Source organism: Rhodoferax sp. OV413, assembly GCF_900104385.1.
In the GTDB taxonomy this organism is placed as follows: domain Bacteria; phylum Pseudomonadota; class Gammaproteobacteria; order Burkholderiales; family Burkholderiaceae_C; genus Rhodoferax_B.
Map to the genome: position 1 here is coordinate 247,022 of NZ_FNJA01000004.1, position 24,487 is coordinate 271,508.

General features: G+C 61.9%; 25 protein-coding genes and 1 tRNA gene. 2 read left to right on the forward strand and 24 right to left on the reverse strand.

The genetic code is table 11. The features are described 5' to 3' along the window. Nucleotides 1-21 precede the first annotated feature (21 nt). The 13 genes from BLT66_RS15685 to BLT66_RS15745 all read right to left on the reverse strand — a co-directional run bounded on the left by BLT66_RS15685 (nucleotide 22) and on the right by BLT66_RS15745 (nucleotide 11,261). Nucleotides 22-816: a MetQ/NlpA family ABC transporter substrate-binding protein gene (locus BLT66_RS15685; protein WP_092758739.1), complete on the reverse strand. Its 795-nt coding sequence runs from the start codon at nucleotides 814-816 to the stop codon at nucleotides 22-24. 160 nt (nucleotides 817-976) lie between these two features. Continuing rightward, nucleotides 977-1,642, reverse strand: a complete 666-nt coding sequence (locus BLT66_RS15690; protein WP_092758741.1) for a methionine ABC transporter permease — start codon at nucleotides 1,640-1,642, stop codon at nucleotides 977-979. Continuing rightward, nucleotides 1,635-2,675, reverse strand: a complete 1,041-nt coding sequence (locus BLT66_RS15695) for a methionine ABC transporter ATP-binding protein (RefSeq protein WP_092758743.1) — start codon at nucleotides 2,673-2,675, stop codon at nucleotides 1,635-1,637. The genes BLT66_RS15690 and BLT66_RS15695 overlap by 8 nt, the downstream gene beginning before the upstream one ends. A 19-nt stretch (nucleotides 2,676-2,694) precedes the next feature. Further along, a complete protein-coding gene (locus BLT66_RS15700; protein ID WP_092758745.1) occupies nucleotides 2,695-2,910 on the reverse strand; it encodes a TOBE domain-containing protein in 216 nt (71 codons plus the stop codon). Nucleotides 2,911-2,935: 25 nt separating this feature from the next. Then, a complete protein-coding gene (locus BLT66_RS15705; RefSeq protein WP_092758747.1) occupies nucleotides 2,936-3,532 on the reverse strand; it encodes a malonic semialdehyde reductase in 597 nt (198 codons plus the stop codon). A gap of 85 nt (nucleotides 3,533-3,617) precedes the next feature. Then, on the reverse strand, nucleotides 3,618-4,910 hold the full coding sequence (locus tag BLT66_RS15710) for an O-acetylhomoserine aminocarboxypropyltransferase/cysteine synthase family protein (protein WP_092758749.1): 1,293 nt from the start codon (nucleotides 4,908-4,910) through the stop codon (nucleotides 3,618-3,620). Between the two features lie 27 nt (nucleotides 4,911-4,937). After that, nucleotides 4,938-5,744: an ATP-binding cassette domain-containing protein gene (locus BLT66_RS15715; RefSeq protein ID WP_092758751.1), complete on the reverse strand. Its 807-nt coding sequence runs from the start codon at nucleotides 5,742-5,744 to the stop codon at nucleotides 4,938-4,940. Between the two features lie 8 nt (nucleotides 5,745-5,752). Next, nucleotides 5,753-6,634: an aliphatic sulfonate ABC transporter permease SsuC gene (gene ssuC / locus BLT66_RS15720; protein WP_092758753.1), complete on the reverse strand. Its 882-nt coding sequence runs from the start codon at nucleotides 6,632-6,634 to the stop codon at nucleotides 5,753-5,755. Beyond that, nucleotides 6,631-7,023 carry a VOC family protein gene (locus BLT66_RS15725; RefSeq protein ID WP_092758755.1) on the reverse strand — a complete coding sequence of 131 codons (393 nt, stop codon included), beginning with the start codon at nucleotides 7,021-7,023 and terminating at the stop codon, nucleotides 6,631-6,633. Before BLT66_RS15725 ends, ssuC begins: the two co-directional genes overlap by 4 nt. Before the next feature lie 14 nt (nucleotides 7,024-7,037). Beyond that, entirely contained in the window at nucleotides 7,038-8,207 is a 1,170-nt protein-coding gene (gene ssuD / locus BLT66_RS15730) for an FMNH2-dependent alkanesulfonate monooxygenase (RefSeq protein WP_092758757.1), read from the reverse strand. A 295-nt stretch (nucleotides 8,208-8,502) separates the two neighbouring features. Next, nucleotides 8,503-9,453 carry a sulfonate ABC transporter substrate-binding protein gene (locus BLT66_RS15735; RefSeq protein ID WP_092758759.1) on the reverse strand — a complete coding sequence of 317 codons (951 nt, stop codon included), beginning with the start codon at nucleotides 9,451-9,453 and terminating at the stop codon, nucleotides 8,503-8,505. A 90-nt stretch (nucleotides 9,454-9,543) separates the two neighbouring features. After that, nucleotides 9,544-10,140, reverse strand: coding sequence for an NADPH-dependent FMN reductase (gene ssuE, locus BLT66_RS15740; protein ID WP_092758760.1), 597 nt, complete (start codon nucleotides 10,138-10,140; stop codon nucleotides 9,544-9,546). Nucleotides 10,141-10,238: 98 nt separating this feature from the next. After that, nucleotides 10,239-11,261, reverse strand: a complete 1,023-nt coding sequence (locus tag BLT66_RS15745; RefSeq protein ID WP_092758761.1) for a sulfate ABC transporter substrate-binding protein — start codon at nucleotides 11,259-11,261, stop codon at nucleotides 10,239-10,241. Between the two features lie 459 nt (nucleotides 11,262-11,720). On the opposite strand from BLT66_RS15745, the gene BLT66_RS15750 reads away from it, so the two are divergent. Next, a complete protein-coding gene (locus BLT66_RS15750; protein WP_092758762.1) occupies nucleotides 11,721-12,278 on the forward strand; it encodes a C40 family peptidase in 558 nt (185 codons plus the stop codon). A 165-nt stretch (nucleotides 12,279-12,443) separates the two neighbouring features. Next, nucleotides 12,444-13,334 (forward strand): dienelactone hydrolase family protein, encoded by an 891-nt coding sequence (locus tag BLT66_RS15755; protein ID WP_092758764.1) that lies wholly within the window; start codon nucleotides 12,444-12,446, stop codon nucleotides 13,332-13,334. Nucleotides 13,335-13,357: 23 nt separating this feature from the next. Here BLT66_RS15755 and BLT66_RS15760 read toward each other — a convergent pair whose 3' ends face one another. From BLT66_RS15760 to BLT66_RS15810, 11 genes are all read right to left on the reverse strand, one after another. After that, complete coding sequence (locus BLT66_RS15760; RefSeq protein ID WP_092758766.1) at nucleotides 13,358-14,500, reverse strand: HPP family protein; 1,143 nt, start codon at nucleotides 14,498-14,500, stop codon at nucleotides 13,358-13,360. A gap of 94 nt (nucleotides 14,501-14,594) precedes the next feature. After that, nucleotides 14,595-14,671, reverse strand: a tRNA-Pro gene (locus tag BLT66_RS15765). Nucleotides 14,672-14,697: 26 nt separating this feature from the next. Next, nucleotides 14,698-15,147, reverse strand: a complete 450-nt coding sequence (locus tag BLT66_RS15770) for a MerR family transcriptional regulator (protein ID WP_092758768.1) — start codon at nucleotides 15,145-15,147, stop codon at nucleotides 14,698-14,700. Between the two features lie 161 nt (nucleotides 15,148-15,308). After that, on the reverse strand, nucleotides 15,309-15,620 hold the full coding sequence (locus tag BLT66_RS15775; RefSeq protein WP_176955070.1) for an integration host factor subunit alpha: 312 nt from the start codon (nucleotides 15,618-15,620) through the stop codon (nucleotides 15,309-15,311). Between the two features lie 40 nt (nucleotides 15,621-15,660). Next, entirely contained in the window at nucleotides 15,661-18,108 is a 2,448-nt protein-coding gene (pheT, locus tag BLT66_RS15780) for a phenylalanine--tRNA ligase subunit beta (RefSeq protein WP_092758770.1), read from the reverse strand. Between the two features lie 20 nt (nucleotides 18,109-18,128). Next, on the reverse strand, nucleotides 18,129-19,181 hold the full coding sequence (gene pheS / locus BLT66_RS15785; protein ID WP_092758772.1) for a phenylalanine--tRNA ligase subunit alpha: 1,053 nt from the start codon (nucleotides 19,179-19,181) through the stop codon (nucleotides 18,129-18,131). 102 nt (nucleotides 19,182-19,283) lie between these two features. Beyond that, complete coding sequence (gene rplT / locus BLT66_RS15790) at nucleotides 19,284-19,643, reverse strand: 50S ribosomal protein L20 (RefSeq protein WP_092758774.1); 360 nt, start codon at nucleotides 19,641-19,643, stop codon at nucleotides 19,284-19,286. Nucleotides 19,644-19,669: 26 nt separating this feature from the next. Beyond that, nucleotides 19,670-19,873: a 50S ribosomal protein L35 gene (gene rpmI, locus BLT66_RS15795; protein ID WP_092758776.1), complete on the reverse strand. Its 204-nt coding sequence runs from the start codon at nucleotides 19,871-19,873 to the stop codon at nucleotides 19,670-19,672. Nucleotides 19,874-20,093: 220 nt separating this feature from the next. Beyond that, nucleotides 20,094-20,702 (reverse strand): translation initiation factor IF-3, encoded by a 609-nt coding sequence (gene infC, locus BLT66_RS15800; RefSeq protein WP_092758778.1) that lies wholly within the window; start codon nucleotides 20,700-20,702, stop codon nucleotides 20,094-20,096. Between the two features lie 89 nt (nucleotides 20,703-20,791). Further along, nucleotides 20,792-22,699: a threonine--tRNA ligase gene (thrS, locus tag BLT66_RS15805; RefSeq protein ID WP_092758780.1), complete on the reverse strand. Its 1,908-nt coding sequence runs from the start codon at nucleotides 22,697-22,699 to the stop codon at nucleotides 20,792-20,794. A gap of 221 nt (nucleotides 22,700-22,920) precedes the next feature. Then, nucleotides 22,921-24,486, reverse strand: coding sequence for a DHA2 family efflux MFS transporter permease subunit (locus BLT66_RS15810; RefSeq protein ID WP_092758782.1), 1,566 nt, complete (start codon nucleotides 24,484-24,486; stop codon nucleotides 22,921-22,923). Between the last annotated feature and the right edge of the window lies 1 nt (nucleotide 24,487).

The following is a 24,487-nucleotide window of genomic DNA, read 5'->3' on the forward strand; positions in this document are numbered from 1 at the left end:
AACGATGCATTCCGTATATGGTTAGAAGCCCGCCAGCACCGCGCCCTTGAACTCGGTCTGGATGTACTTGCGTATTTCGTCCGAGTGGTAGGCCGTCACCAGCTTGGCGACCCAGGGCTTGTCTTTGTCCTGGTCGCGCACAGCCAGCAGGTTCACGTAGGGGCTCTTGGCGTTTTCCTGGGCAATGGCGTCCTTGGGGTTCAGGCCGGCCGACAGCGCGTAGTTGGTGTTGACGGCCGAGGCGTCCAAATCATCCAGCGTGCGTGGCAGCTGGGCTGCATCGACTTCGACAAACTTGATCTTCTTCGGGTTGTCGATCACGTCCAACGGCGTGGCTTTCAGACCCGCATCGGGCTTGAGCTTGATCAGTCCCTTGTCCTGGAACACCAGCAGCACACGGCCGCCATTGGTGGGGTCGTTGGGGATGCCGACACGCGCGCCCTCCTTCAGCTCGTTCAGGCTTTTGACCTTCTTCGAATAGATGCCGATGGGGAAGTTGACGGTATAACCCACGGACACGATCTTGTAGCTGCGATCCTTGACCTGCTGGTCCAGATAGGGCTTGTGCTGGTAGCTGTTGGCGTCCAGGTCGCCGGCGGCCAGCGCGGCGTTCGGCTGGATGTAGTCGCTGAACTCGACGATCTGGATCTTCAGGCCGTCCTTCTCGGCGATCTTCTTCACCTGCTCGAAGATCTGCGCGTGCGGGCCGGCGGTGACGCCGATCTTCAGCGGTTTGTCCTGCGCCAGCAGGCTGCCCGACAGCGAGGCCAGCAGTGCCAGTGACAGAGCGGATTGGATCAAGTTACGTTTGTTCATGGCAAGGTCTTTCAAGTAAAAAAGGGGAATACGCGGCCCCACGTTCAGACTGAACGTGCGCCACCAGGGATACCGTGGAACCGGCTTTGCCGGGCCACTGGTATCGCCCCCTGCAAGGGGGTTGGCGAAGACACGAAGTGCGTAGCCTGGGGGTGAGTCACTACTTATGGCTGAGGCGGCGGACGAACCAGTCGCCGAGGCTCTGTAACGCCTGCACGAAGACGATCAGCACCAGCACCACGGCCAGCATGACCTCGGGCAAAAAGCGCTGGTAGCCGTAGCGGATGCCCAGGTCGCCCAGGCCGCCGCCACCGATGGCACCGGCCATGGCCGAGTAACCGGTCAGGCTGACCAGGGTGATGGTCAGGCCGGCGACGATGCCGGGCAAGGCCTCGGGCAACAGCACTTTGAAGACGATCTGCCGGGTGCTGGCGCCCATGGCCTGCGCGGCTTCGACCAGGCCGTGGTCGACTTCGCGCAGCGCGGTTTCCACCAGCCGGGCGATGAAGGGCGCGGCGGCAATCGTCAGCGGCACTACCGCCGCCATCGTGCCGATGGACGAACCTGTCAATAAGCGCGTCAGCGGAATGATGGCCACCAGCAAGATGATGAAAGGCGTGGAGCGCACCGCGTTGACGACGCCACCGACAGTGCGGTTCAGCGCCGGGTTGTGCAGCACGCCACCGTGGTCGGTCAAGCGCAGGAACACGCCCAGCGGCACGCCGATCAGCGCGCCCACCGCACCGGAGATGCCGACCATCACCAGCGTCTCCCAGAACGAAGACGCAAACAGCTCCAGCAATTGCGGGGTAAAGGTATCAAACATGCGCCACCTCCTGTACTAGAACACCGGCACCGCGCAGGTGCGCGACGGCGGCTGTCAGTTGCTCGCGGGCACCGCGCACATGCACGGCCAGCGCGCCAAACGGTCGGCCCTGGATCTCGTCGACCTGGCCGTGCAGGATGTTCAGGTCCAGCCCGAAGCGACGGATCACGTCCGACAGCAGCGGCCGGTCCGAGTCGTCGCCCGCAAATGCCAGCCGCAGCAGCTGGCCTTGCTGGGCCGGCTCGGTGGCCATCAGCTTGCGGATGCGTGCCAGCACGCTCTCGGGCAGGTCCTGCGGCACGATCTCGGCGATCAGGCTGCGGGTGGTGGCGTGTTGCGGGCGGGTGAACACGTCGATCACCGCGCCCTGCTCCACGATGCGGCCGGCGTCTATTACCGCCACCCGGTCGGCCACCTGCTTGATCACCTGCATCTGGTGGGTGATCAGCACAATGGTCAAACCGAAGTCGCGGTTGATCTGGCGTAGCAGGCCCAAAATGGAACGGGTAGTTTCCGGGTCCAGCGCCGAAGTGGCTTCGTCGGACAGCAAGACCTTGGGGTTGCTGGCCAGCGCGCGGGCAATGCCTACGCGTTGCTTTTGCCCGCCGCTGATCTGCGCCGGGTAGCGGTCCCGCAGCGCCGACAGGCCGACCAGGTCCAGCAGGTCATCGACCCGCGCCTTGATCAGCGCCGGCCGGGTGCCGGCCAGCTCCAGCGGCAGCGCCACATTGTCAAAAATTGTCCGTGAGGACAGCAGGTTGAAGTGCTGGAACACCATGCCGATCTGGTGCCGGGCAGCACGCAGATCGGGGGCGCTCAGCGCCGTCAGGTCGCGTCCATCGACGCGGACCTGGCCTTCTGAGGGCCGGTTCAACAGGTTGATCACACGCACCAGCGAGCTTTTGCCCGCGCCGCTGCGCCCGATCACCCCGAAAATTTCACCCGCCTGTATCTGCAGGTCGATGCCCTGCAGTGCTTGCACCGGGCCTTGTGGGCCGGGGTAAGTCTGGTGGATGTTGTGTAACTCAATCATGTCGTGGCGATGCCGGTCCTCACAGCTTGGCGATGGAGACTTCGGTGGACTTGACCAGCGCGACCACTTCGCTGCCGACCTTCAGCTCCAGGTCGACCACAGAGCGGGTGGTGATGACCGAGGTGACGATGCCCCAGGGGGTTTCGACATCGATTTCCGACACGACATCGCCGCGGATGATTTCTTTGATCTTGCCGCGGAACTGGTTGCGCACATTGATAGCTTGGATGGACATGGGGAGACTCCTTGGGGTTAAAAAATCAGACGATTTGGGCGACTTCGTCAAACGCTAAACGGGGTCCGCGCGGGTGGGTGGCCTGGTGGTCGGCCACACCCAGGTTGACCAGGAAATTGGCTTTCCAGCGACCATCGGCAAAGAAGGCCTGGTTCACCGCCGCCGCGTCAAAACCCGACTGCGCGCCCACATCCAGGCCCAGGGCGCGGGCCGCCAGGATCAGGTAGGCGCCTTGCAGGCTGGCATTGCGGAAGGCCGTGGCCTCGGCGGCCTGGGCATTGCTTTCAAACAGCGGCTTGGCGTTGTAGGCCGGGAACTGGCTGGGCAGGTGTTCGTAGAACTGGCTGTCCTGCGCCACGATCACCGTGACACCGGCCGCCTCGGTCTGCGCGCGGTTGCCGGCCGACACCGCGGGCAGCAGCCAGGCCTTGGACTCGGCGCTGCGCACGAACACATAGCGCGCGGGCTGGGCGTTGAAGGCGGTGGGGCCCCACTTCAGCAGCTCGTACAGCTGGCGGATGGTGTCGTCGCTGACCGGCACAGGCTGGAACGCGTGGACCGTGCGGGCCTTGCGGAACAGCTGGTCCAGCGAGAGATCGGGCAAAACATGGAGTTGGGTCATGGCAAATAGTTGGTTGCTATTAAATAAAGAGCTGCTCGCGCAGATAGAACCTGCGCCAGAGCCACTTTTCACATAAATTTCTAGATCACACCGCGGCGAGTGCCTGGTCCAGATCGGCCAGCAGGTCGTCGATGTGTTCGATGCCGACCGACAGGCGTACCGTCTCTTCCGACACGCCGGCCCGGGCCAGCTCGGCCGGGTTCAGCTGGCGGTGCGTGGTGGACGCCGGGTGCGTGGCCAGCGAGCGCACGTCGCCGATATTCACCAGGCGGGTGAACAGCTGCAGCGCATCCAGGAAACGGGCACCGGCCTCGCGCCCACCTGTGACGCCGAAGGTCAGAATGCCAGAGGCTTTGCCGCGCAAATACTTCTTGGCCAGCGGGTAGTCGGGGTGGTCTTCCAGGCCGGCGTAGTTGACCCACTGCACCTTGGCCGCGCCACGCAGGTGCTGGGCAATCGCCAGCGTATTGCTGTTGATGCGGTCCATGCGCAGCGCCAGGGTTTCGATGCCTTGCAAGATCAGGAAGGCGTTGAACGGCGAGATCGCAGCGCCGGTATTGCGCAGCGGCACCACGCGGGCCCGGCCGATGTAGGCGGCGGCGCCCAGGGCCTCGGTGTAGACCACGCCGTGGTAGCTGGGGTCGGGCTCGTTCAGGCGCTTGAAGCGCGCCTTGTGCTCGGCCCAGGGGAACTTGCCAGAATCGACGATGGCCCCGCCGATGCTGGTGCCGTGGCCGCCCAGGTATTTGGTCAGCGAATGCACGACGATGTCGGCGCCGTGCTCGATAGGCCGGCTCAGGTAGGGGCTGGGCACGGTGTTGTCCACGATCAGCGGCACGCCATGGCGGTGGGCGATCTCAGCAATCGCGGCGATGTCGGTCACGTTGCCGGCCGGGTTGCCCAGCGACTCCACGAACACCGCCTTGGTCTTGTCGTCGAACAGGCCTTCAAAGCTCTTAGGATCGCGGTGGTCGGCGAAGCGGGTGGTGATGCCGAACTGCGGCAGCGTGTGGGCAAACAGGTTGTAGGTGCCGCCGTACAGCGCAGTGCTGCTGATGATGTTGTCGCCGGCCTCGGCAATCGTCTGGATGGCGTAGGTCACCGCGGCCTGGCCAGAGGCCAGGGCCAAGGCGGCAATGCCGCCCTCCAACGCGGCCACGCGCTGCTCCAGGATGTCTTGCGTCGGATTCATGATCCGCGTGTAGATGTTGCCCGGCACCTTCAGGTCGAACAGGTCGGCGCCGTGCTGCGCGCTGTCGAACGCGTAGGCCACGGTCTGGTAGATCGGCGGCGCTACGGCGCGCGTCGTCGGATCCGGCGAGTAGCCGGCGTGGACGGACAGGGTTTCAAACTTCCAGTTGCTGGTGTCTCTTGCCATGGTGTCTCCCTCAGATGGTGGTGAAAATCAAATCGCCCAACGGATGCCGAAGATCGGCGTCAAATCGCCGCCCCGCGCACGGTCTATATGCGCGGGCCGCTCTGGTTTTTGTAGCACGCGATCCAGGATGCGCTTTTCGATGCGGGCGAACTCCGGGTCGCCATGCCAGCGCGGCCGGGCCAGGGCGATGTTTTCGTCCAGCGCGATACGGCCGTCTTCGATCAGGATCACCCGGTCGGCCAGGGCCACGGCCTCCTGCACGTCGTGCGTCACCAGCAAGGCGGTAAAGCCCTGGTCCTGCCACAGGCCTTCGACCAGGCGGTGCATCTCGATGCGGGTCAGCGCATCCAGCGCGCCCAGCGGCTCGTCGAGCAGCAGCAGGCGCGGGTTGCGCACCAGGGCGCGGGCCAGGGCCACACGCTGGCGCTGGCCGCCGGACAGCTTGGCCGGCCAGTCGTTCTTGCGGTCCGCCAGGCCTACCTGGGCCAGCACTTTCTCGCCCTGCTCGCGCGCCGATTTCGGCAGGCCGATCAGCACGTTGTCTATCACCTTGTGCCAGGGCAGCAGGCGCGCATCCTGGAACATGATGCGGGTGTCGGCACGGATGCCTTGCACCGGCTCGGCGTCCAGTTGCAGACTGCCGCCGGTGGCCGACTCCAGGCCCGCCACCAGGCGCAGCAAAGTGCTTTTGCCGCAGCCGCTGCGGCCGACGATAGCGACGAACTGGCCAGGCTCTATGGTCAACTGGGTGTTGTGCAGCACCTGGCGTTCGCCATAGCGTTTGCTCAGGGATTGCAGCTGCAGCCGCACGCCGTTGTTTGCTTGTTCAGACATGGTGGCCCTCAATTGGTATTGGCTTGGTAGCCAGGGTGCCAGCGCAGGAAGAAGCGCTCCAGGCCGCGGGCGAACACGTCGGCCAGCTTGCCCAGCAAGGCGTAGAGCAGGATGCCGACCAGCACGATGTCGGTCTGCAGGAATTCGCGGGCGTTCATCGTCAGGTAACCGATGCCGGCCTGGGCCGAGATGGTTTCCGCCACGATCAAGATCACCCACATCAGCCCCAGCGAGAAGCGCAGGCCCACCAGGATGCTTGACAGCGCGCCCGGCAGGATGATGTCGCGGTACAGCTGCCAGCGCGTCAGGCCGTAGCTGCGACCCATCTCGATCAAGGCCGGGTCCACATTGCGGATGCCGTGGAAGGTGTTCAGGTAGATCGGGAAGAACACCGACACCGAGATCAGGAACAGCTTGGCCGTCTCGTCGATGCCGAACCACAGAATCACCAGCGGAATCAGCGACAGCGCGGGGATGTTGCGCACCATTTGCAGGCTGGAGTCGAACAGGGTTTCGAAGAACTTCACCGAGCCCGTCAACAGGCCCAGCAGCAGGCCCAGGCCGCCGCCCATGGCCAGGCCGGACAAGGCACGCCAGGCGCTCACGCCCACATGCTTGGCCAGCTCACCGGAGGCCGCCAAGGCCCATGCGGCCTTGAACACGTCGAACGGCGCGGGCAGGATGCGGGTCGCCAGCCAGCCCACGCTGGAGGCGATCTGCCAGACCACGATCAGCACGATGGGCAGCAGCCAGGGCAGCAAGCCCTGGCCTACGCTGGCAGCAAAGACCTTGAAGGGGAAACGCGACGGGGCTGCAGCCGGAGCATCTTCGGCCGTGTGGGGAAACGGCGTGACCTGCAGCTCATGCTCGTATGTACGGGGGCCGCTCATACGGTGCTCGCCTGGGATGCGTCGGGTTCCAGAAATTCCAGCTGGTTGCCCGCCGGGTCCTTGACGTAGAAGCGCAGGTAGCCAACCAGCGGGCGGCTTTCTTCCAGCGCCACGTCGGCCGACAGCAGGCGGTTGCGCAGCGTAGGCAGGCCTTGCACTTCGAACGCCAGATGGCTGGGGATGGGGTTGGGGTTGGGCTGCCAGTTGTCGGTCGGCACCAGGTCGATGCGCTGGTGGCCGGCAACAAAGCGCAGCGGTGCATGGGTGTCCACGGGCTCGCCGTAGTTGAACTCGGTCAGGCCGATTAGCTGGTTGTAGAAGCGCCGGATCTGCGCCTCGTCGCCCGCGCGGAACGCCAGCTGCGCGTGGTGGATGGAATGGATGTTCATGGGTTTCTTCCTTTTCAGCTTTGCGAGGCCTTGGGTAGATAGTTGTTGCCGACCACTTCGCCAAACGGCCCGGTCAACTGTTGGCCGGGTAGCTTGAGCTTGTCCTGCACGCTGCGCGGCAGCAGCGGGAACACCAGCTCGGCGAAGCGGTAAGCCTCTTCCAGATGCGGGTAGCCGGACAGCACGAAAGTGTCCAGACCCAGGTCCGCGTACTCCTGCATGCGCGCGGCCACGGTCTGCGGGTCGCCGACCAGGGCCGTGCCGGCACCGCCGCGCACCAGGCCTACGCCGGCCCACAGATTCGGGCTGATTTCCAGATCGGCACGCGTGCGCTTCTTGCCACCCGCATGCAGCGCAGCCATGCGGCGCTGGCCCTGCGAATCCATGCGCGCAAACGCCGCCTGGGCGCGGATCACGGTGTCGTCGTCGAGCTTGCTGATCAGGCTGTCGGCTGCGGCCCAGGCCTCGGCATCGGTCTCGCGGACTATGACGTGCAGGCGGATGCCAAACTTGACGCTGCGGCCGTGTTTGGCGGCGCGGGCGCGCACATCGGCGACCTTCTTGGCCACTTCAGCGGGCGGTTCGCCCCAGGTCAGATAGGTGTCGACCTGCTCGGCCGCCAGGTCGTGCGCCGCGTCGGACGAGCCGCCGAAGTACACCGGCGGATACGGCTTTTGCAGCGGTGGATAGAGCAGCTTGGCGCCGGTGACGCTGAGGTACTGGCCCCCAAAGTCAAAGCTCTCACCGTCGTGGCTGCGCGCCAGAATTTCGCGCCAGATGCGGATGAACTCGGCCGACTGTTCGTAGCGCTGCGCGTGGTCCAGATAGACGCCGTCGCCCTCCAGCTCGGCCTGGTCGCCACCGGTCACCAGGTTGATCAGCAGACGTCCGCCGGACAGGCGGTCAAAGGTGGCGGCCATGCGCGCGGCCAGGCTGGGCTGGTGCAGGCCGGGGCGCACGGCGACCAGGAACTTCAAACGCTGGGTCACCGGCAGCAGCGCCGACGCCACCACCCAGGGGTCTTCGCACGAGCGGCCGGTGGGGATCAACACGCCCTCGTAACCCATGCTGTCGGCCGCCTGGGCGACTTGCTTCAGGTAGTCGAAATTGACTTCGCGCGCACCCTCGCTGGTGCCCAGGTAGCGACTGTCGCCGTGGATGGGGATGAACCAGAAAACTTGCATTGCAAACAACTCCAAAAATCGTGGACGTGAAAGTTAACGGCGGGCATCGGCCCAGTGGTTGCTACGGGTGGACACACAACGGAGATGGCGACTTGGCGCCACGCCCCAGGGACGGAACAGGCCATTTGCTACTAATTTAGTAGCTACCAGCGCTGGTAAATCCTGCGCCGGAGGGCTGAAGAGCCCCCAACTCACTGCCGAGGTCACCAGCAGGCGCAGCGCGTTCTGTTGCACGTTCTGCTGCGTACGTTGCTGCGTGTCTGCGGCGGGGCTGCGCGTCGCCACGGCCCGCACCTCAGGCCGCACCGGCCAGGGCGGCGTCCAGGATGTTGATCTTCTTGGGCAGCAGCTTCAGCTCAAAGAAGGTGTCGGCAATCTGCTGCTGCTCGGCCAGGATGGCTTTGGTAACGGGCACCGTGCCGATGGGGCGGCGCTGCAAAGTCAACTCGGCCACGCTGCGGTCGAGCCCCAGGATCGCGGCGTACTCGGCTGCGGCGGCGGCGCGGTCGGTTCCGAACCATTTGTCGATAGCGGTCACCTCCTCCACCGCAATGCGCAGGATGTCTGCGTTCTTATCGGCAAAGCTGCGCGAGCTGAAGTAGTAACCGCGGTTGTTGACCACACCGGTGGCATCGGCCAGCAGGCGTGCATCCAGCGTCTTTTGTGCAGCGGCCAAAAATGGATCCCAGATCACCCAGGCATCCACCGAGCCCTGTACAAAGGCGGCACGCGCATCGGCGGGTGCCAGGTGAACGTGCTGCACGTCGCTGTAGGCCAGGCCGTTTTTCTCCAGCAGCTTGGCCAGGAAGAACTGCACGTTCGAGCCCTTGTTGTAGGCCACTTTCTTACCCTTCAGGTCAGCCAGCTTCTGCACGGTAGAACCCTTGGGGACGATGATTGCCTCACTAGCAACCAGCGGCACGGTGGCGGCAACATAGACCAGCGGCGCACCGGCAGCCTGGGCAAATATCGGCGGGGCCTCTCCCACGTCGCCGAAGTCGATGGAGCCTACGTTCAACGCTTCCAGCTGCACCGGGCCGGCGTTGAACTCGGTCCACGTCACGTTGACACCCAGCGGAGCCAGGCGTTTCTCCAGGGTACCGCGGGCTTTCAAGAAGCTCAGCACGCCCTTTTGGTTGCCAATGCGCAGGGTGCGCGGCGCCTGTCCGAAGGCCTGGAACGCAGGGACAGCCAGTGCGGCGGCGGCCAGTACCTGGCGGCGGGAAATCAAATTAGATGGATGCATTTGGAAGTCCTTGGACACTGCGCAGGCAAAGCTCTGCCCTGCCGCTGCGCAGCATGAAAAATTGGAAGAAGGAATAAGCGGCCGGTGGCGTTAAACGCTACATCGCACCAGCGAGAAATGCACAGGCGCAAAAGCGGTACTTGCCTGTACGACCGGCTTGCCCAAGCCCTGCGCTAGCGGCAGCAGATCGACCGCGCGGTACAGGCGCTGGGCCAGATCGGCATCCAGCTGGTGCGCATCGGGCGGCAGCAGCACGACCTGGCCGTCTATGGCGAAAACGCCGGGCAGGATGTGGTCGGCCGACAGGGCTTGCAGCACGGGCCGCAGCGCGTAGTCAAGCGCCAGCATGTGGTGCGGGCTGCCGCCGGTAGCCAGCGGCAACACGGTTTTGCCTTTGAAGGCAGTTTGCGGCAGCAGGTCCAAGAACAGCTTGAGCACGCCGCTGTAGGCAGCCTTGTAGATCGGCGTGGCCACCACAATCGCCCGGGCCCGCGCCACCTTGGCCACCGCCTGCGCGATGCTGGGGTGGGCTACATCGGCCAGCACCAGGGCCTGGGGCGACAGGTCGCGTATCAGCACCCGCTCGACCAGGGCGCCACGCGCCTCCAGGTGCTGCTGCGTGGCATCCAGCAAAGCGGCAGAACGCGAGCGCTCGGACGGACTGCCAGCAATTAAGAGGATGGACATTCAAAGACTCCCTGGTGCATTTTTTTATGTGTGTCTACCTATGGGCCCAACGCCCGCCCCCCAATGGGGCACAGTGCGGCGTTGGGCTGAGCGGGCAATTACTTCTTGCTGTAGATCTGGTCGAACACGCCGCCTTCGGCGAAGTGGGTCTTCTGCGCCTTGGTCCAGCCGCCGAACAGCTCGTCGATGGTGAACAGGTTCACCGTGCCGAACTGCTTGGCGTACTTGGCCTGTGCGGCTTTGTCGCGCGGGCGGTAGAAGTTCTTGCCAGCCAGGTCTTGGCCGACAGGGCTGTACAGGTACTGCAGATAGGCTTCGGCAATCTTGCGGGTACCGCGCTTGTCGACCACCTTGTCGACCACGCTCACAGGTGGCTCGGCCAGGATAGACAGGCTGGGGGTGACGATCTCGAACTTGTCCTTACCGAATTCCTGCAGCGCCAGATAAGCCTCGTTCTCCCAGGCGATCAGCACGTCGCCTTGGCCACGCTCGGTGAAGCTGGTGGTGGCACCGCGGGCGCCGGAATCCAGCGTGACGGCATTGCTGTAGAGCGCTTTTACGAAGTCACGTGCATGGGCTTCGTCGGCGCCATTCTTCTTGACGGCGAAGCCCCAGGCAGCGAGGTAGTTCCAGCGCGCACCGCCCGATGTCTTGGGGTTGGGCGTGACGATACCGACGCCGGGGCGCACCAGGTCGCTCCAGTCGCTGATCTTCTTGGGGTTACCCCTGCGCACCAGGAACACGATGGTGCTGGTGTAGGGCGAGGCGTTTTGCGGCAGGCGCTTTTGCCAGTCGGCAGGGATCAGCTTGCCGAACTCGTTCAGCGCGTCCACGTCATACGCCAGAGCCAGCGTAACCACGTCGGCCTCCAGACCGTCGATTACCGAGCGTGCCTGCTTGCCAGAGCCGCCGTGCGATTGCTTGATGCTGACTTCTTGTTTGTTCTTGGCCAGCCAGTCTTTGGCAAAGGCGGCGTTGAAGTCCTTGTAGAACTCACGGGTCGGGTCATAGGACACGTTGAGCAGAGTGACAGGCGCGGGAGCCTGGGCGTGGGCGGAAAGACCTGCGGCGGAGACAGCAAAAACAGCGAGGGCTTGAGAAAGGCGGCGGCGGGTCAACATAGGTGTAGTAGGTAGTCCAGAAAGGTGATGGGATGGATTCTGGAAGCGAACTGTCAAAACTGGAACGAATGAATTTTTGGTTGTTTATTACTTAAACATCTCAAGTCACTCAGATCCGGTGCAGCGCAGCAACTTTAAAAATGTGCGGCCATTACCGGACATAGTTGGCAGGCGCTGCGCGTCTCCCGATTGCAGTTTGGTGGCAGAGGACTACATTCATTTACATGTCGGTGCCGGGGCGGATCACCCCCAGCGAACAAAGCGCCAGTGTTTCAACAACGTGGCGCCACCGACGCCATATTCACGCCGGCACCGCCATCCGTGCCAGCTTCACCAGCCGGGTAAATTTCCTTGTAACCGGGGAATTTACAAAAAACTTGGTGAAGTTCATTACAAATCAAGCACTTACGCTAGTTCGACGGCTTGACTTATGGGGCGGCAGTCTCTAACCTACGCCCGATGCATAAATGGCTCGTTGTTTTATCTCTTGTATGCGCAACTGCACACGCAGCCCCGCAGCCCGGCTCCAACGAAGAAATGGACAAGTTACTGGCCGAAAAAGGCCTGCTGACCCACACCATTGACCAGTTCCAACAGGTACGCCAAAACGTCAGCAGCCGGGCATCCGACCTGGTGGTGAACGCCATGGGCTTCCTGGGCGTGCCCTACAAGCGCGGTGGAAATTCCGAAGATACCGGTTTTGACTGCAGCGGCTTTGTACGCGCCACGTTTGAAAAAACCATTGGTCTGGTGCTGCCCCGCCGTGCCAATGAGCAAGCCGCAGCCACCGACCATATCGACAAAAATGACTTGCGCCCTGGCGATCTGGTGTTCTTCAACACCATGAAGCGCGCCTTCAGCCATGTCGGCATCTATGTGGGTGACGGCAAATTCATCCACGCGCCGCGCACTGGTGCCTCGGTCCGCGTAGAAGACATGCGTGCGGCCTACTGGCAGCGCCGCTTCGATGGCGCCCGCCGCGTAGCCCCTACCGACGACGTTTCCGACAAGCCTTAAACCCGCACAGGCCGGCGCTGCGATTAACCCGCAGCAAGCAACGGGCTTTGCGGAAATACCTCTGGCCGATATGCTGCAGCACGATTTGCGCAGCGTCTGAACCACCGGCCCAAGCCGCTAGCCCGGCGCTGCATACATCCCCATCAATCTATTTGGAGATCCGCCATGCAGCGTAAAACCGCCCAAGATTTCGACCAAGAACTCCTGATCCTATTTGACGCATACGTGCACGGCGCTCTGGACCGGCGCGGTTTTCTGGAACGGGCGCAAAAATTTGCCGTTGGCGGCGTCACCGCCACCATGCTGCTCGGCGCGCTAAGCCCCAACTTTGCCGCCGCCCAGCAAGTCGCCCCAACCGACCCACGCATCAAGACGGAAACCCTGTCCTACCCATCTCCGAATGGCTCCGGCACCGTCAAGGGCTATCTGGCCCGCCCTGCGAATGCCACCGGCCCCTTGCCGGCCATTCTGGTGGTGCACGAAAACCGCGGATTGAACCCGCACATCGAAGACATCGCCCGTCGCCTGGCGCTGGACAACTTTGTAGCCTTCGCTCCCGACGCATTGAGCCCACTGGGCGGCTACCCTGGCGATGAAGAGAAAGCCCGCGAACTGTTCGCCAAGCTCGACCAAACCAAAACTACGGAAGATTTCGTCGCTGCCGCCGGCTTCTTGAAAGCGCATCCTGCTGGCAACGGGAAGATAGGTGTCGTTGGCTTCTGCTATGGCGGAGGCGTCGCCCACATGCTCTCCACCCGCCTGCCCGACCTGGGCGCTGCCGTACCGTTCTACGGCAACCAGCCCGCACCTACAGAGGCAGTCAAGGTCAAAGCCCCGTTGCTAGTGCACTTTGCCGAAGTGGACGAGCGCATCAACGCCGCCTGGCCGGGCTACGAAGCCGCGCTCAAGGCCGCCGGCGTGCGCTACACGGCCTACAAGTACCCCGCCACCCAGCACGGCTTCAACAACGACACCACGCCCCGCTTCGACGCCGCAGCGGCCAAGCTGGCCTGGGACCGCACGCTGGCATTCTTCAACCAGAACCTGCGCGGCTGAAGAGCAAACGAGGTGCCGACCGGCTAGCCTGGTTTGACCGCTCGGTATAAAGCCCGTACGAAGTCAGACTGGGTGATGATGCCGGTGAGGCGCTTTTCATCGTCAATGATGGGAATGTGGTGGTGACCACCCTCTGAGAAAAGCGGCACCAGTTCAATCGCATGCCGCGACTCGCTCGCCACGCGGACTTGGCGGGTCATGATCTGCCCCACCACTTCCGGCCGCTCCGAATGGGATGATCCGATCGGCCGCACAAAAGCCCGCAAGCGCCCGACTATCCCCTGGTGGTCCTGCAGGTCCAGTTGCTGCATGAAGTCGGCTACCGTGACGATGCCGACAATGCGCCTGGCGCGGTCGACCACCGGCAAAGCCTTGATGCGCCGGGCCTGCAGCAGGGCCCATGCTTCGTTCAGTGGGGTACCAAACTCCACCGTCAAGGGCTCGCGCGACATGATGTCGGCACAGCGCAGTTCCCCCAGATTGCGCTGGTAGGCTGCCAGCTCGGCGTACTGCAGCAGCTGTTCCAGATCATCCCGGCTGACGTCGAGCACCTGGTTGTAGTGCGCCATTGCCACGTCCAGATCGGCAGCAGTAAACCGTGCCGCAGGCTGAGGCGCTGTGGTCGCATGCTGGGCATGCGGATAACGGCGGCCGGTCAGGCTGTTGTAGAGCACACCCGCCAGCACCAATAGCACCGAGTTGAAAAAAACCGGAGAAACAGCGAATTGAAAACTGGTGGTATGGCCCAGCACCATCAGCAGCGCCGTAGCGCCACCGGGCGGATGCAGGCAGCGCAGGCCAAACATCAGCGCAATGGCCAAGCCCACAGCCAGTGCCGCAGCCCATACCGGATCGGCCACCAACACGGCACAGGCTATGCCCACCAATGCGGAAAGCGTATTGCCGCCAACCACCGCCCAAGGCTGGGCGAGTGGACTACCCGGTACCGCAAACACCAGCACCGCGCTGGCGCCCATGGGAGCAACCAACCACAGCCCAGCACCGCCAGCCCCTACCCGCCAGCGGCTGACCAACGCCGTCAGCAAGATGCCAATCAACGCGCCCGCAACAGCCCGCCAGCGCTCAAGCGCCCCGACCCGCACCGGAGCCGGCCAAAACCGGGTCAAGAAATCACGGGTTCGCAGATACGCAGTTGCGTTTTCCATGGCAGCATCCCAACAAGTAGCGGACCGAGCGGACCGGATCGCCCAAGAAAAAAGCCTCTAAGAACTGAATTCTTAGAGGCTTTCTAATTTGTAATGGTCGGTGTGAAAGGATTCGAACCTTCGACCCCTTGCACCCCATGCAAGTGCGCTACCAGGCTGCGCCACACACCGATCAAGCCTTGTATTATAGCCTGGGCTTAGAGCACTTCTGACAGCAGATCACGAATTTCGAATAATTCTCTGCGCACGGATTGCAGGTGCGCAGAGGTCGCATCCTCGGAGTCCAGCACCACCACGTCTTCCAGGCGGTCGAAAGACAAATCGTCGTCGCCAATCGACTCCATGCCGTCCAGCAACACCTCGCCATTGCGCCGCTTGTCGCGCTCGCCCTGCACCAGCTCTTGCAGCTTGTTGCGGGCGCCACTGATGGTGAAGCCCTGGTCGTACAGCAGGTCGCGGATACGGCGAATCATCAGCACCTCGTGGTGCTGGTAATAGCGGCGATTGCCCCGCCGTTTCATCGGGCGCAGCTGGGTGAATTCCTGCTCCCAGTACCGTAAGACGTGCGGCTTGACGCCACACAGCTCGGCTACTTCACCGATGGTGAAGTAGCGCTTGGCGGGAATATAGGGGAGGGAATTTCCCATGAGAATCAATGTGGTTCGAAGAGATGCGAAAGCAAACCGCGAGGTTACCGCATGTCGCCCGTGGACGGAACATTACTTCATCGCATCGGAGTCTGTGCTGCGATAAATTTCATCCTGATGCATGAAATTTGCGGCGCTCGGTGCGGCGTCCAGCAGGCCAATCAACCCTGTATCTGTTCTTTCAGCTTGTGGCTGGCGTGGAAGGTAACAACACGGCGCGCCTCGATAGGAATCGCTTCGCCGGTACGCGGATTACGCCCTGGCCGTGGCGCCTTGACACGGATCTGGAAATTACCGAAACCGGAGATTTTGACGTCCGTGCCTTCCACCAGGCTGGTGCTCACCAGATCGAAAAATGCATCCACCATGTCCTTGGACTCGCGCTTGTTCAAGCCGATTTGCTCGAACAGCAAATCGGCCAGCTGCGCCTTGGTCAGGGCCGGGGTTTCCAGGCTTTCCACCGCAATTTCCACGGCTTTCTCCAGTGTGTCGTATGAAGTCAAGGCGTTACTCTCAGGCACGTAAACGGGCGCCGCATTGCGCAACCAGTTGCGCCAGCACGGCTTGCACCGAGGCTTCGATCTGCGAATCGGTCAGCGTTGCCTCTGCGCTGTTCAGCGTCAGGCGCAATGCCACACTCTTTTCACCCTGCGCCAAGCCACCAGCCGCCACCGGTTGGGCTTCCGCGCCTTTGGGCGTGGGCTTGGGGCGGTAGATGTCAAACACCAGAGTGTCGCGCAGCAAACCATCGGTCTGCGCCGCTTGCGCAGCCGCCAGCAAGGCCGCATGGGTCACCGCCTCGGCAACGATCACCGCAATGTCACGCTCGACCGCCTGGAACTTGGCCACCGGCGCGAACACCGGTACAGGCCGTTGCAGCACAGCGTCCAGGTCCAGCTCGAACAGCATCGGCGCCTGCGCCAGCTCGTAGCCTTGGCGCCACTGCGGGTGCAGTTCACCAATGAAGCCGATCGCCTGTCCGTTCACCAGCACCCGTGCGCAACGGCCGGGGTGCAGGGCAGGATGCTCGGCAGGCTCGAACTGGGCCTGCAGCGGCGCCAGCAGCGCCTCTACATCGCCCTTCATGTCAAAGAAGTCGGCGCCCTGCTCGCTACGGCCCCATTGCAGACGGTCGGCCGCACCAAAGCTGATGCCCGCGACGCGCATAGGCTGGTCAAAGCCGGCGACGGTGGTGTCGGAGTTCACTGCATTGGCATCGCGCAGGAACACGCGGCCCAGCTCGAAGACACGCACACGGCTGGCCTTACGGTCTAGATTGAACTTCAAAACCTGTAGCAAGGAGCCCAGCAAGGACGAGCGCATGACGCTCATTTGGCTTGCAATCGGATTCAGCAACTGGATAGGATTGGGGTTACCCGCCAACTCCTTCTCCCAGCGCTCTTCGACAAAGCTGAAGTTGATGGTTTCCTGGTAGCCCAGCCCAGCCAGCGCGCGGCGCACGGCAAATGGGCTGCGCTGCGATTCGGTGCGGATCTTGGCGGTGATGGGCGCCAGCGGCGGCGTGGTCGGCAGCTGGTTGTAGCCCACCATGCGCACCACTTCTTCGATCAGATCTTCTTCGATGGTCAGATCGAAGCGGTAAGACGGCGGCGTCACAGTCAGCACGCCATCGCCTTCCACCACCGGCAGACCCAGCCGCTTCAACGCATCGGCACACTGTGCTTGCGTCAACGGCATGCCGATGACCTTGGCGGCGCGCGCGACCCGCAGGGTCACCGGCTGGGCTTGCGGCAGATTCACCTGCACGTCGTCCATCGGGCCGGCTTCGCCGCCACAGATGTCCAGAATCAACTGAGTGATGCGCTCCAGATGCTCGACCGTCTGACTCGCATCCACACCGCGCTCGAAACGATGGCCAGCGTCGGTAGAGAAGTTGTAGCGGCGCGAACGGCCGGCGATCGACTTGGGCCACCAGAAGGCGGCTTCGGCATAAATGTTGACTGTGTCATCCGACACGGCCGTAGCGTCGCCGCCCATGATGCCGGCCAGGGATTCGACTTGCTGGTCATCGGCAATCACGCCGACTTTTTCATCGACGGTGACGGTATTGCCGTTCAGCAGCTTGAGCTGCTCGCCCGGCTGGCCCCAGCGCACATCGAGTCCGCCGTGGATCTTATCCAGGTCGAAGATGTGTGAAGGACGGCCCAGCTCGAACATCACGTAGTTCGAGATGTCTACCAAGGCCGTCACACTGCGTTGGCCGCAACGCGCTAGGCGATCGACCATCCACTGCGGCGTCTTGGCTTTGGGATTCACCTTGCGCACCACGCGGCCGGAGAAGCGGCCACACAGATCGGGCGCGCTGATCTTCACCGGCAAGCGGTCGGCGTTCTTCACTGCAGCCGCAGGAAACTCAGGCTGCAGCAATGGCGCACCAGTCAGTGCGGCGACTTCACGGGCCACGCCATAGACGCTCAGGCAATGCGCCAGATTCGGCGTGAGCTTGAGGGTGAACAAGGTGTCGTCCAGCGCCAGGTGTTCACGGATGTTCTGGCCCAGCGGCGCATCGGCGGCCAGCTCCAGCAGGCCACCATGGTCTTCGGACAGCTTGAGTTCGCGGGCCGAGCACAGCATGCCCTGGCTTTCCACGCCACGCAGCTTGCCGACCTTGATCAGGAAGGGTTTGCCGTCTTCGCCGGGGGGCAATTCGGCACCCACCGTGGCGCAAGGCACACGGATGCCGACACGGGCATTCGGCGCGCCGCAGACGATGTTCAGCAGCTCGGCCTGGCCCACATCGACGGAGCAGACGCGCAGGCGATCGGCATTCGGATGCTGCTCGGCGGTCTTGATTTCACCGACGACGATACCGGTGAACGGCGGCGCCACCGGCTTCAGTTCTTCGACTTCCAGCCCGGCCATGGTTAGGGTTTCGGCCAGTTGCTCGGTGGTCAGGTCGGGGTTGCAGAAAGCGCGCAACCAGGATTCAGGAAATTGCATGGTCTAGTTCTGCTGAAGGTTTATTGAAACTGGCTGAGAAAGCGGATATCGCCATCAAAGAACAGTCGCAAGTCGTTCACGCCGTAGCGCAGCATGGTCAGACGGTCGGGGCCCATGCCGAAGGCAAAGCCGATGTATTTCTCGGGGTCCAGGCCCATATTGCGCACCACGTTAGGGTGCACCTGGCCGGAGCCGGCCACTTCCAGCCAACGGCCCGACAGCGGACCGCTCTGAAACTGGATGTCGATCTCGGCGCTGGGCTCGGTGAACGGAAAGAAGCTGGGGCGGAAGCGCAGCACCAGGTCGTTCGACTCAAAAAAGGTGCGGCAGAAGTCGGTGAAGACCACTTTCAGGTCTTTGAAGCTGACGTTCTCGCCGATCCACAGGCCTTCGCACTGGTGGAACATCGGCGAATGCGTGGCATCGCTGTCGACGCGATAGGTGCGACCGGGCGCGATCACGCGGATCTCGGGCATCACCTGGCCTGCGTCGATGGCGGCACGGTGCTTCTTCACATGCGTGACCGCATGGCGGATCTGCATCGGGCTGGTGTGGGTGCGCAACAGGTTCGGCGCGGTGGCCGTGCCGCCTTCCACGTAAAAGGTATCGTGCATGGAACGCGCCGGATGGTCTTCGGGCGTGTTCAGTGCGGTGAAATTAAACCAGTCGGATTCGATCTCAGGGCCTTGGGCGACTTCAAAGCCCATGGAGCCGAAAATGGCTTCGATGCGCTCCAGCGTCAGCGACACTGGGTGCAGACCGCCCTGCCCGCGCTGGCGGCCTGGCAGGCTCACGTCTAAGGCTTCGGCTTTAAGTTGCAGGTCCAGCTCGGCATCGGCCAGAGCTTTGCGGCGTGCCGTCAGAGCAGCTTCGATGGCCTGCTTGGCCAGATTGATGGAGGCACCGCGTGATTTTTTTTCTTCTACGCTCAGAGCCCCCATGCCCTTCATCAGCTCGGTGATGCGGCCGGATTTACCGAGAAACTGGGCCTTGGCATTCTCCAGATCGGCGGGCGTGGCTGCGCCGAGAAAACTGGTTTGGGCCGCACTGACAATATCGTCCAACTCGTTCATAACATCTCTTGTAAATGACAAAGGGCTAGTGCTTTTTCAAGCTCTAGCCCTTAGTTTACTTGCACAGAATGCTATTCAAAGAATAGCAAACTAGCGTGGGATTCAAGCAGCCAAACGGGCCTTGACTTGCTCCACGATGCTGGCAAATGCCGCCTTGTCGTGCACAGCGATATCGGACAGCACTTTGCGGTCGATCTCGATGGCAGCCTTCTTCAGGCCATTGGCGAACTGGCTGTAGGTCAGACCGCATTCACGCGCAGCGGCGTTGATACGGGCAATCCACAGCTGACGGAACACCCGCTTGCGGGTCCGACGGTCACGGTAGGCATATTGCCCAGCCTTCATTACCGCTTCTTTGGCGATGCGGTAAACATTACCGCGGCGACCGCGGAAACCTTTTGCAAGGGCGAGAACTTTTTTGTGGCGGGCGCGAGCCGTTACACCACGTTTGACGCGAGGCATGTATTTACTCCTTGTTCGTCGTTAAATTAAATGCCACGGCCTGGCAGCATCTGTGCCATGTGACCCATATTGGTCTCATGCACGGTTGCAGTACCACGCAATTGGCGTTTATTTTTGGTGGTCTTCTTGGTCAAGATGTGACGTTTGAAGGCGTGACCGCGCTTGACGGTGCCACCTGGACGAACGCGGAACCGTTTCTTGGCCGCGCTCTTGGTCTTCATTTTGGGCATTTAAATGCTCCTATACATTGTGCTCGTGAGGCGCTGGGAACCGATCCCAGACTTGTTGGCCCCGAGCCACTTCTTAGTGGCGAGTTTTCACTTGCCACTTTTAGTGGTCGGCTTGCGCCGTCCACTTTCAAAACAATGGTTTTAGCCACTGTTTTAGGTAGAGAAGATTGAACTCCCTTACCTTGACAAACCACAGACCGGAATCTGCAGCTTGAAATTCTTACGATGCCGCTGCTGGTACTGGCGCAGGCGCTGCTTCTGCAGCAGGCTTGCTGGACACCGGCTTTTTCTTGCCCGGCGCGATCATCATGATCATTTGGCGGCCTTCCAACTTGGGAAACTGCTCGACGATGATCAGATCCTGCAAGTCATTGCGGATACGTTGCAATAAGGCCATACCGATTTCCTGGTGGGTGATTTCTCGCCCCCGAAAACGCAAAGTGATCTTGCACTTGTCGCCATCGGCCAGGAAGCGCTTGATATTGCGCATCTTGATGTTGTAGTCGCCATCATCGGTACCGGGACGGAATTTGATTTCCTTGATCTCGATGACCGTTTGCTTCGACTTCGCGTCCGCCGCTTTCTTCTGTTCCTGGTATTTGAACTTGCCGTAATCCATCAAACGACAGACCGGCGGATTCGCCGTGGCAACAATTTCAACCAAGTCCACATCGTACTCACCCGCCAAGCGCAAAGCTTCCATCAGGCTGACGATGCCCAGGGGCTCGTTTTCAGGACCGGAAAGTCGAACTTCCGGCGCCATGATTTCACGGTTAAGACGGTGTTTGCGTTCTTCGCGGTGACGGCGGTCACGAAATTCAGTAGCGATGGCTCAAATCCTTAAAAATCAGAATGCTATATAAAAAATAGCAACTACCGCAGACAGGGCGTGCACTAAAGCCTTGGTTTATTTAAAAACTACAGTTTTAGCGTAATGTCGCTGGCAATTTTGGACTGGAAGTCCTGTAGCGACATCACACCGAGGTCAATATTGCCTCGGGCGCGCACTGCGACGGACCCGGCTTCTTTTTCCTTGTCGCCTACGACGAGGATATAGGGAAGCTTTTGCATCGAATGCTCGCGTATTTTACGCGTAATTTTTTCGTTACGCAGATCCAGCGTAACCCTAAGCCCTTGATTCTGCAGCAATTTGGCAATTTCACGACAGTAAGCGTCTTGCGACTCGGTGATATTGAGGATGGAAACCTGCACCGGTGCCAGCCAAGTGGGCAGCGCGCCAGCATGTTGCTCGATCAAAATTCCAATAAAACGCTCGAGGCTGCCGACGATGGCACGGTGCAGCATCACCGGGCGATGGCGAGCGCCATCCTCACCCACATACTCGGCGTCTAGGCGCTCGGGCATGTTCGGATCGACCTGCATGGTGCCGCACTGCCATTCGCGGCCAATCGCGTCTTTCAGCGTGTACTCGATCTTCGGACCATAGAAGGCGCCCTCGCCGGCCGAAATCTGGAAGTCGCAACCCGACGCGCGCAGGCCGGCCATCAGGGCGCTTTCGGCCTTGTCCCAGCTCTCTTCGGAACCGATGCGCTTTTCCGGCCGCGTCGCCAGCTTGTAGATGATCTCGGTAAAACCAAAATCCTTGTAGACCTTTTGCAGCAGCGTGGTGAAGGCCACGCACTCGGCCTGGATCTGGTCTTCGGTGCAGAAGATGTGGCCATCGTCCTGGGTGAAGCCGCGCACGCGCATGATGCCGTGCAGACCGCCCGAGGGCTCGTTGCGGTGGCACTGGCCGAATTCACCGAAGCGCAGCGGCAGGTCGCGGTAGCTCTTGATGCCTTGCTTGAAGATCAGGATATGGCCGGGGCAGTTCATCGGCTTCAACGCGTATTCGCGCTTTTCCGATTCCGTCGTGAACATGTTTTCGCGGTACTTGTCCCAGTGGCCGGTCTTCTCCCACAGCGTCTTGTCGATCACCTGCGGGCCTTTGACTTCCTGGTAGCCGTTGTCCTGGTAAACCTTGCGCATGTACTGCTCGACGCCCTGCCACACCGTCCAGCCCTTGGGGTGCCAGAACACCAGGCCTGGCGCGTGGTCGTCGATGTGAAACAGGTCCAGTTCGCGGCCCAGCTTGCGGTGGTCGCGCTTCTCGGCTTCTTCCAGCTGCGTCAGATAGTTTTGCAGCTCGTCCTTGGTGGCCCAGGCCGTGCCGTAGACGCGTTGCAGCATTTCGTTGTTGTGGTCGCCGCGCCAGTAGGCACCGGCCAGCTTCATCAGCTTGAAGTGCTTGAGCTTGCCAGTGCTGGGCACGTGGGGGCCGCGGCACAGGTCTTCGAAGGCGCCTTCGCGGTACAGCGACACGTCTTCATTGGCCGGAATGCTGGCGATGATCTCGGCCTTGTAGTTCTCGCCAATGCCTTTGAAGTAGGCCACGGCCTCGTCGCGCGGCAGCACGCGGCGGGTTACGGGCTCGTCCTTGGCGGCCAGTGCCGTCATCTTCTTTTCGATGGCCAGCAGATCCTCGGGCGTGAATGGGCGCTTGTACGAGAAGTCGTAGAAGAAGCCGTTTTCTATCACCGGGCCAATCGTCACCTGGGCTTCAGGGAACAGCTCCTTCACCGCATAGGCCAGCAAGTGGGCGGTGGAATGGCGGATCACGTCCAGGCCTTCGGCGTCCTTGGCGGTGATGATGGCCAGCGGGCTATCGGCGGTGATCTGGTAACTAGTGTCCACCACGGTGTCGTTGATCTTGCCGGCCAGCGCGGCCTTGGCCAGGCCGGTGCCGATGGAGGCAGCTACTTCGGCGACGGTGACCGGGCCGGGGAATTCGCGGATGGAGCCATCGGGGAGCGTGATGTGGATCATGGTGTGTGGTTTTTTACAGCGGTATGCCGGGACTGCAGAAAGCAAAAAGCGCGGTACGAAGACCGCGCTTGCTCACAATTTAATAGCTAGATGCACTCAAGGTGCGCGGACTACGACCTGATAGTGCTTGAAACCAAGGAGGTTGTAGTTCGCGGTGTCATAACCTGGAGTGCCTTTCTAGCTTCTTGTAAAAGGAATCGGACCCTGATTTTAACCACGGATCAATGCGCACCGGCAGCGGCTTCGGCCGCCGCCGCACCTGCAGCTTGCGGCCGGCGGGTAATCCACACCAACGGGATCAGCATCAGGAACAGAATCGACGAGGCAAAAAACACATCGTTCGCCGCCAGCGTAGCCGCCTGCTGGCCGACCAGCTGGTTCACCTGGGCCAGCGCCTGCTCGGGCGACATGCCCGCATTCGCCAAGCCCGCCAAGGTGCTGTTGGCCGCCTGGCTGCCGTGGTTCACGTATTCAGACAGCTGCGCATGGTGCAAGGCCGTGCGGTTTTCCCACACCGTGGTGACCAGCGAAGTGCCAAAGGCACCGGCGGTGATGCGCACAAAGTTGGTCAGGCCCGAGGCTGCGGGAATGCGGTCTGGCGTCAAGCCACTCAGCGTGAGAATGCTCAGCGGGATGAAAAAGAAAGCCATGGCCACGCCCTGGATCAAGGTCGGCACCATCAGAGTCGCTTCGTCGGCCTGCACATTGAAGCGCGAGCGCATCCACAGCACCAGTGCGAACACGATGAAGGCAAAGCTGGCAAACCGGCGCGGGTCTACCTTCGCCACGTTTTTACCCACGATGGGCGACAGCACGATGGCCAGCAGTCCCACCGGCGCCAGGATGAAGCCCGCCTGGGTGGCGGTATAGCCCATGTACTGCTGCAGCCACAGCGGCAGCAACACCACGTTGCCGAAGAACAGGCCATAGCCCACCGATGTAGCCAGCGTACCGGCCCAGAAATTGCGCCGGGCGAACAGGCTCAGGTCGATCACCGGGTGCTTGTCGGTCAGCTCCCAGGCCAGGAAGAACAGGAAGCCGACCAGCGCAATCGCGGCCAGTATCTGCACCTCGGTGGAATGGAACCAGTCGAGTTCCTTGCCCTTGTCCAGCATGATCTGCAAGGCGCCGACCCAGACCACCAGCAGGCCCAGGCCTACGCCGTCAATAGGCAACTGCTTGGTTGGCGACTCGCGCTTGCGGTACAGGCTCCAGGCGGCACCGGCGGCCAAAATGCCGACGGGGATGTTGATGTAGAAAATCCACGGCCAGGAGATGTTGTCGGTGATCCAGCCGCCCAGCAGCGGCCCCATCACCGGCGCCACCAAGGTGGTCATGGCCCACATCGCCATCGCCGTACCGGCCAGCGCCTTGGGGTAGCTGGACAACAACAGCGCCTGCGACAGCGGAATCATCGGCCCGGCCACAAAGCCCTGCAGGATGCGGAAGGCGATCAGCGAAGTCATGTTCGGCGCCAGGCCGCACAGCCACGAGGCCAGCACGAACAGCAAGATGCTGGTGACGAACAAGCGCACCTGGCCGAAGCGTTGCGACAGCCAGCCGGTCAAGGGCACGGAGATCGCATTCGCCACAGCAAAGCTGGTGATGACCCAGGTACCCTGGTTCGGGCTCACGCCCAGGTCCCCGGCGATGGCCGACAAGGACACGTTGGCAATCGAGGTGTCCAGCACGTTCATGAACGTGGCGGTGGACAAGGCGATGGTGCCCCACATGCGGGCCGAACCCTCGAGCGGGGGCGGCGGAACGTAAGTGAAGGAAGAAGACATC

What these genes read in the sequence shown, in the direction of transcription:
- BLT66_RS15685 (WP_092758739.1), bottom strand. Translation starts at nt 816, where the DNA reads ATGAACAAACGTAACTTGATCCAATCCGCTCTGTCACTGGCACTGCTG.
- BLT66_RS15690 (WP_092758741.1), bottom strand. Translation starts at nt 1,642, where the DNA reads ATGTTTGATACCTTTACCCCGCAATTGCTGGAGCTGTTTGCGTCTTCG.
- BLT66_RS15695 (WP_092758743.1), bottom strand. Translation starts at nt 2,675, where the DNA reads ATGATTGAGTTACACAACATCCACCAGACTTACCCCGGCCCACAAGGC.
- BLT66_RS15700 (WP_092758745.1), bottom strand. Translation starts at nt 2,910, where the DNA reads ATGTCCATCCAAGCTATCAATGTGCGCAACCAGTTCCGCGGCAAGATC.
- BLT66_RS15705 (WP_092758747.1), bottom strand. Translation starts at nt 3,532, where the DNA reads ATGACCCAACTCCATGTTTTGCCCGATCTCTCGCTGGACCAGCTGTTC.
- BLT66_RS15710 (WP_092758749.1), bottom strand. Translation starts at nt 4,910, where the DNA reads ATGGCAAGAGACACCAGCAACTGGAAGTTTGAAACCCTGTCCGTCCAC.
- BLT66_RS15715 (WP_092758751.1), bottom strand. Translation starts at nt 5,744, where the DNA reads ATGTCTGAACAAGCAAACAACGGCGTGCGGCTGCAGCTGCAATCCCTG.
- ssuC (WP_092758753.1), bottom strand. Translation starts at nt 6,634, where the DNA reads ATGAGCGGCCCCCGTACATACGAGCATGAGCTGCAGGTCACGCCGTTT.
- BLT66_RS15725 (WP_092758755.1), bottom strand. Translation starts at nt 7,023, where the DNA reads ATGAACATCCATTCCATCCACCACGCGCAGCTGGCGTTCCGCGCGGGC.
- ssuD (WP_092758757.1), bottom strand. Translation starts at nt 8,207, where the DNA reads ATGCAAGTTTTCTGGTTCATCCCCATCCACGGCGACAGTCGCTACCTG.
- BLT66_RS15735 (WP_092758759.1), bottom strand. Translation starts at nt 9,453, where the DNA reads ATGCATCCATCTAATTTGATTTCCCGCCGCCAGGTACTGGCCGCCGCC.
- ssuE (WP_092758760.1), bottom strand. Translation starts at nt 10,140, where the DNA reads ATGTCCATCCTCTTAATTGCTGGCAGTCCGTCCGAGCGCTCGCGTTCT.
- BLT66_RS15745 (WP_092758761.1), bottom strand. Translation starts at nt 11,261, where the DNA reads ATGTTGACCCGCCGCCGCCTTTCTCAAGCCCTCGCTGTTTTTGCTGTC.
- BLT66_RS15750 (WP_092758762.1), top strand. Translation starts at nt 11,721, where the DNA reads ATGCATAAATGGCTCGTTGTTTTATCTCTTGTATGCGCAACTGCACAC.
- BLT66_RS15755 (WP_092758764.1), top strand. Translation starts at nt 12,444, where the DNA reads ATGCAGCGTAAAACCGCCCAAGATTTCGACCAAGAACTCCTGATCCTA.
- BLT66_RS15760 (WP_092758766.1), bottom strand. Translation starts at nt 14,500, where the DNA reads ATGGAAAACGCAACTGCGTATCTGCGAACCCGTGATTTCTTGACCCGG.
- BLT66_RS15770 (WP_092758768.1), bottom strand. Translation starts at nt 15,147, where the DNA reads ATGGGAAATTCCCTCCCCTATATTCCCGCCAAGCGCTACTTCACCATC.
- pheT (WP_092758770.1), bottom strand. Translation starts at nt 18,108, where the DNA reads ATGCAATTTCCTGAATCCTGGTTGCGCGCTTTCTGCAACCCCGACCTG.
- pheS (WP_092758772.1), bottom strand. Translation starts at nt 19,181, where the DNA reads ATGAACGAGTTGGACGATATTGTCAGTGCGGCCCAAACCAGTTTTCTC.
- rplT (WP_092758774.1), bottom strand. Translation starts at nt 19,643, where the DNA reads ATGCCTCGCGTCAAACGTGGTGTAACGGCTCGCGCCCGCCACAAAAAA.
- rpmI (WP_092758776.1), bottom strand. Translation starts at nt 19,873, where the DNA reads ATGCCCAAAATGAAGACCAAGAGCGCGGCCAAGAAACGGTTCCGCGTT.
- thrS (WP_092758780.1), bottom strand. Translation starts at nt 22,699, where the DNA reads ATGATCCACATCACGCTCCCCGATGGCTCCATCCGCGAATTCCCCGGC.
- BLT66_RS15810 (WP_092758782.1), bottom strand. Translation starts at nt 24,486, where the DNA reads ATGTCTTCTTCCTTCACTTACGTTCCGCCGCCCCCGCTCGAGGGTTCG.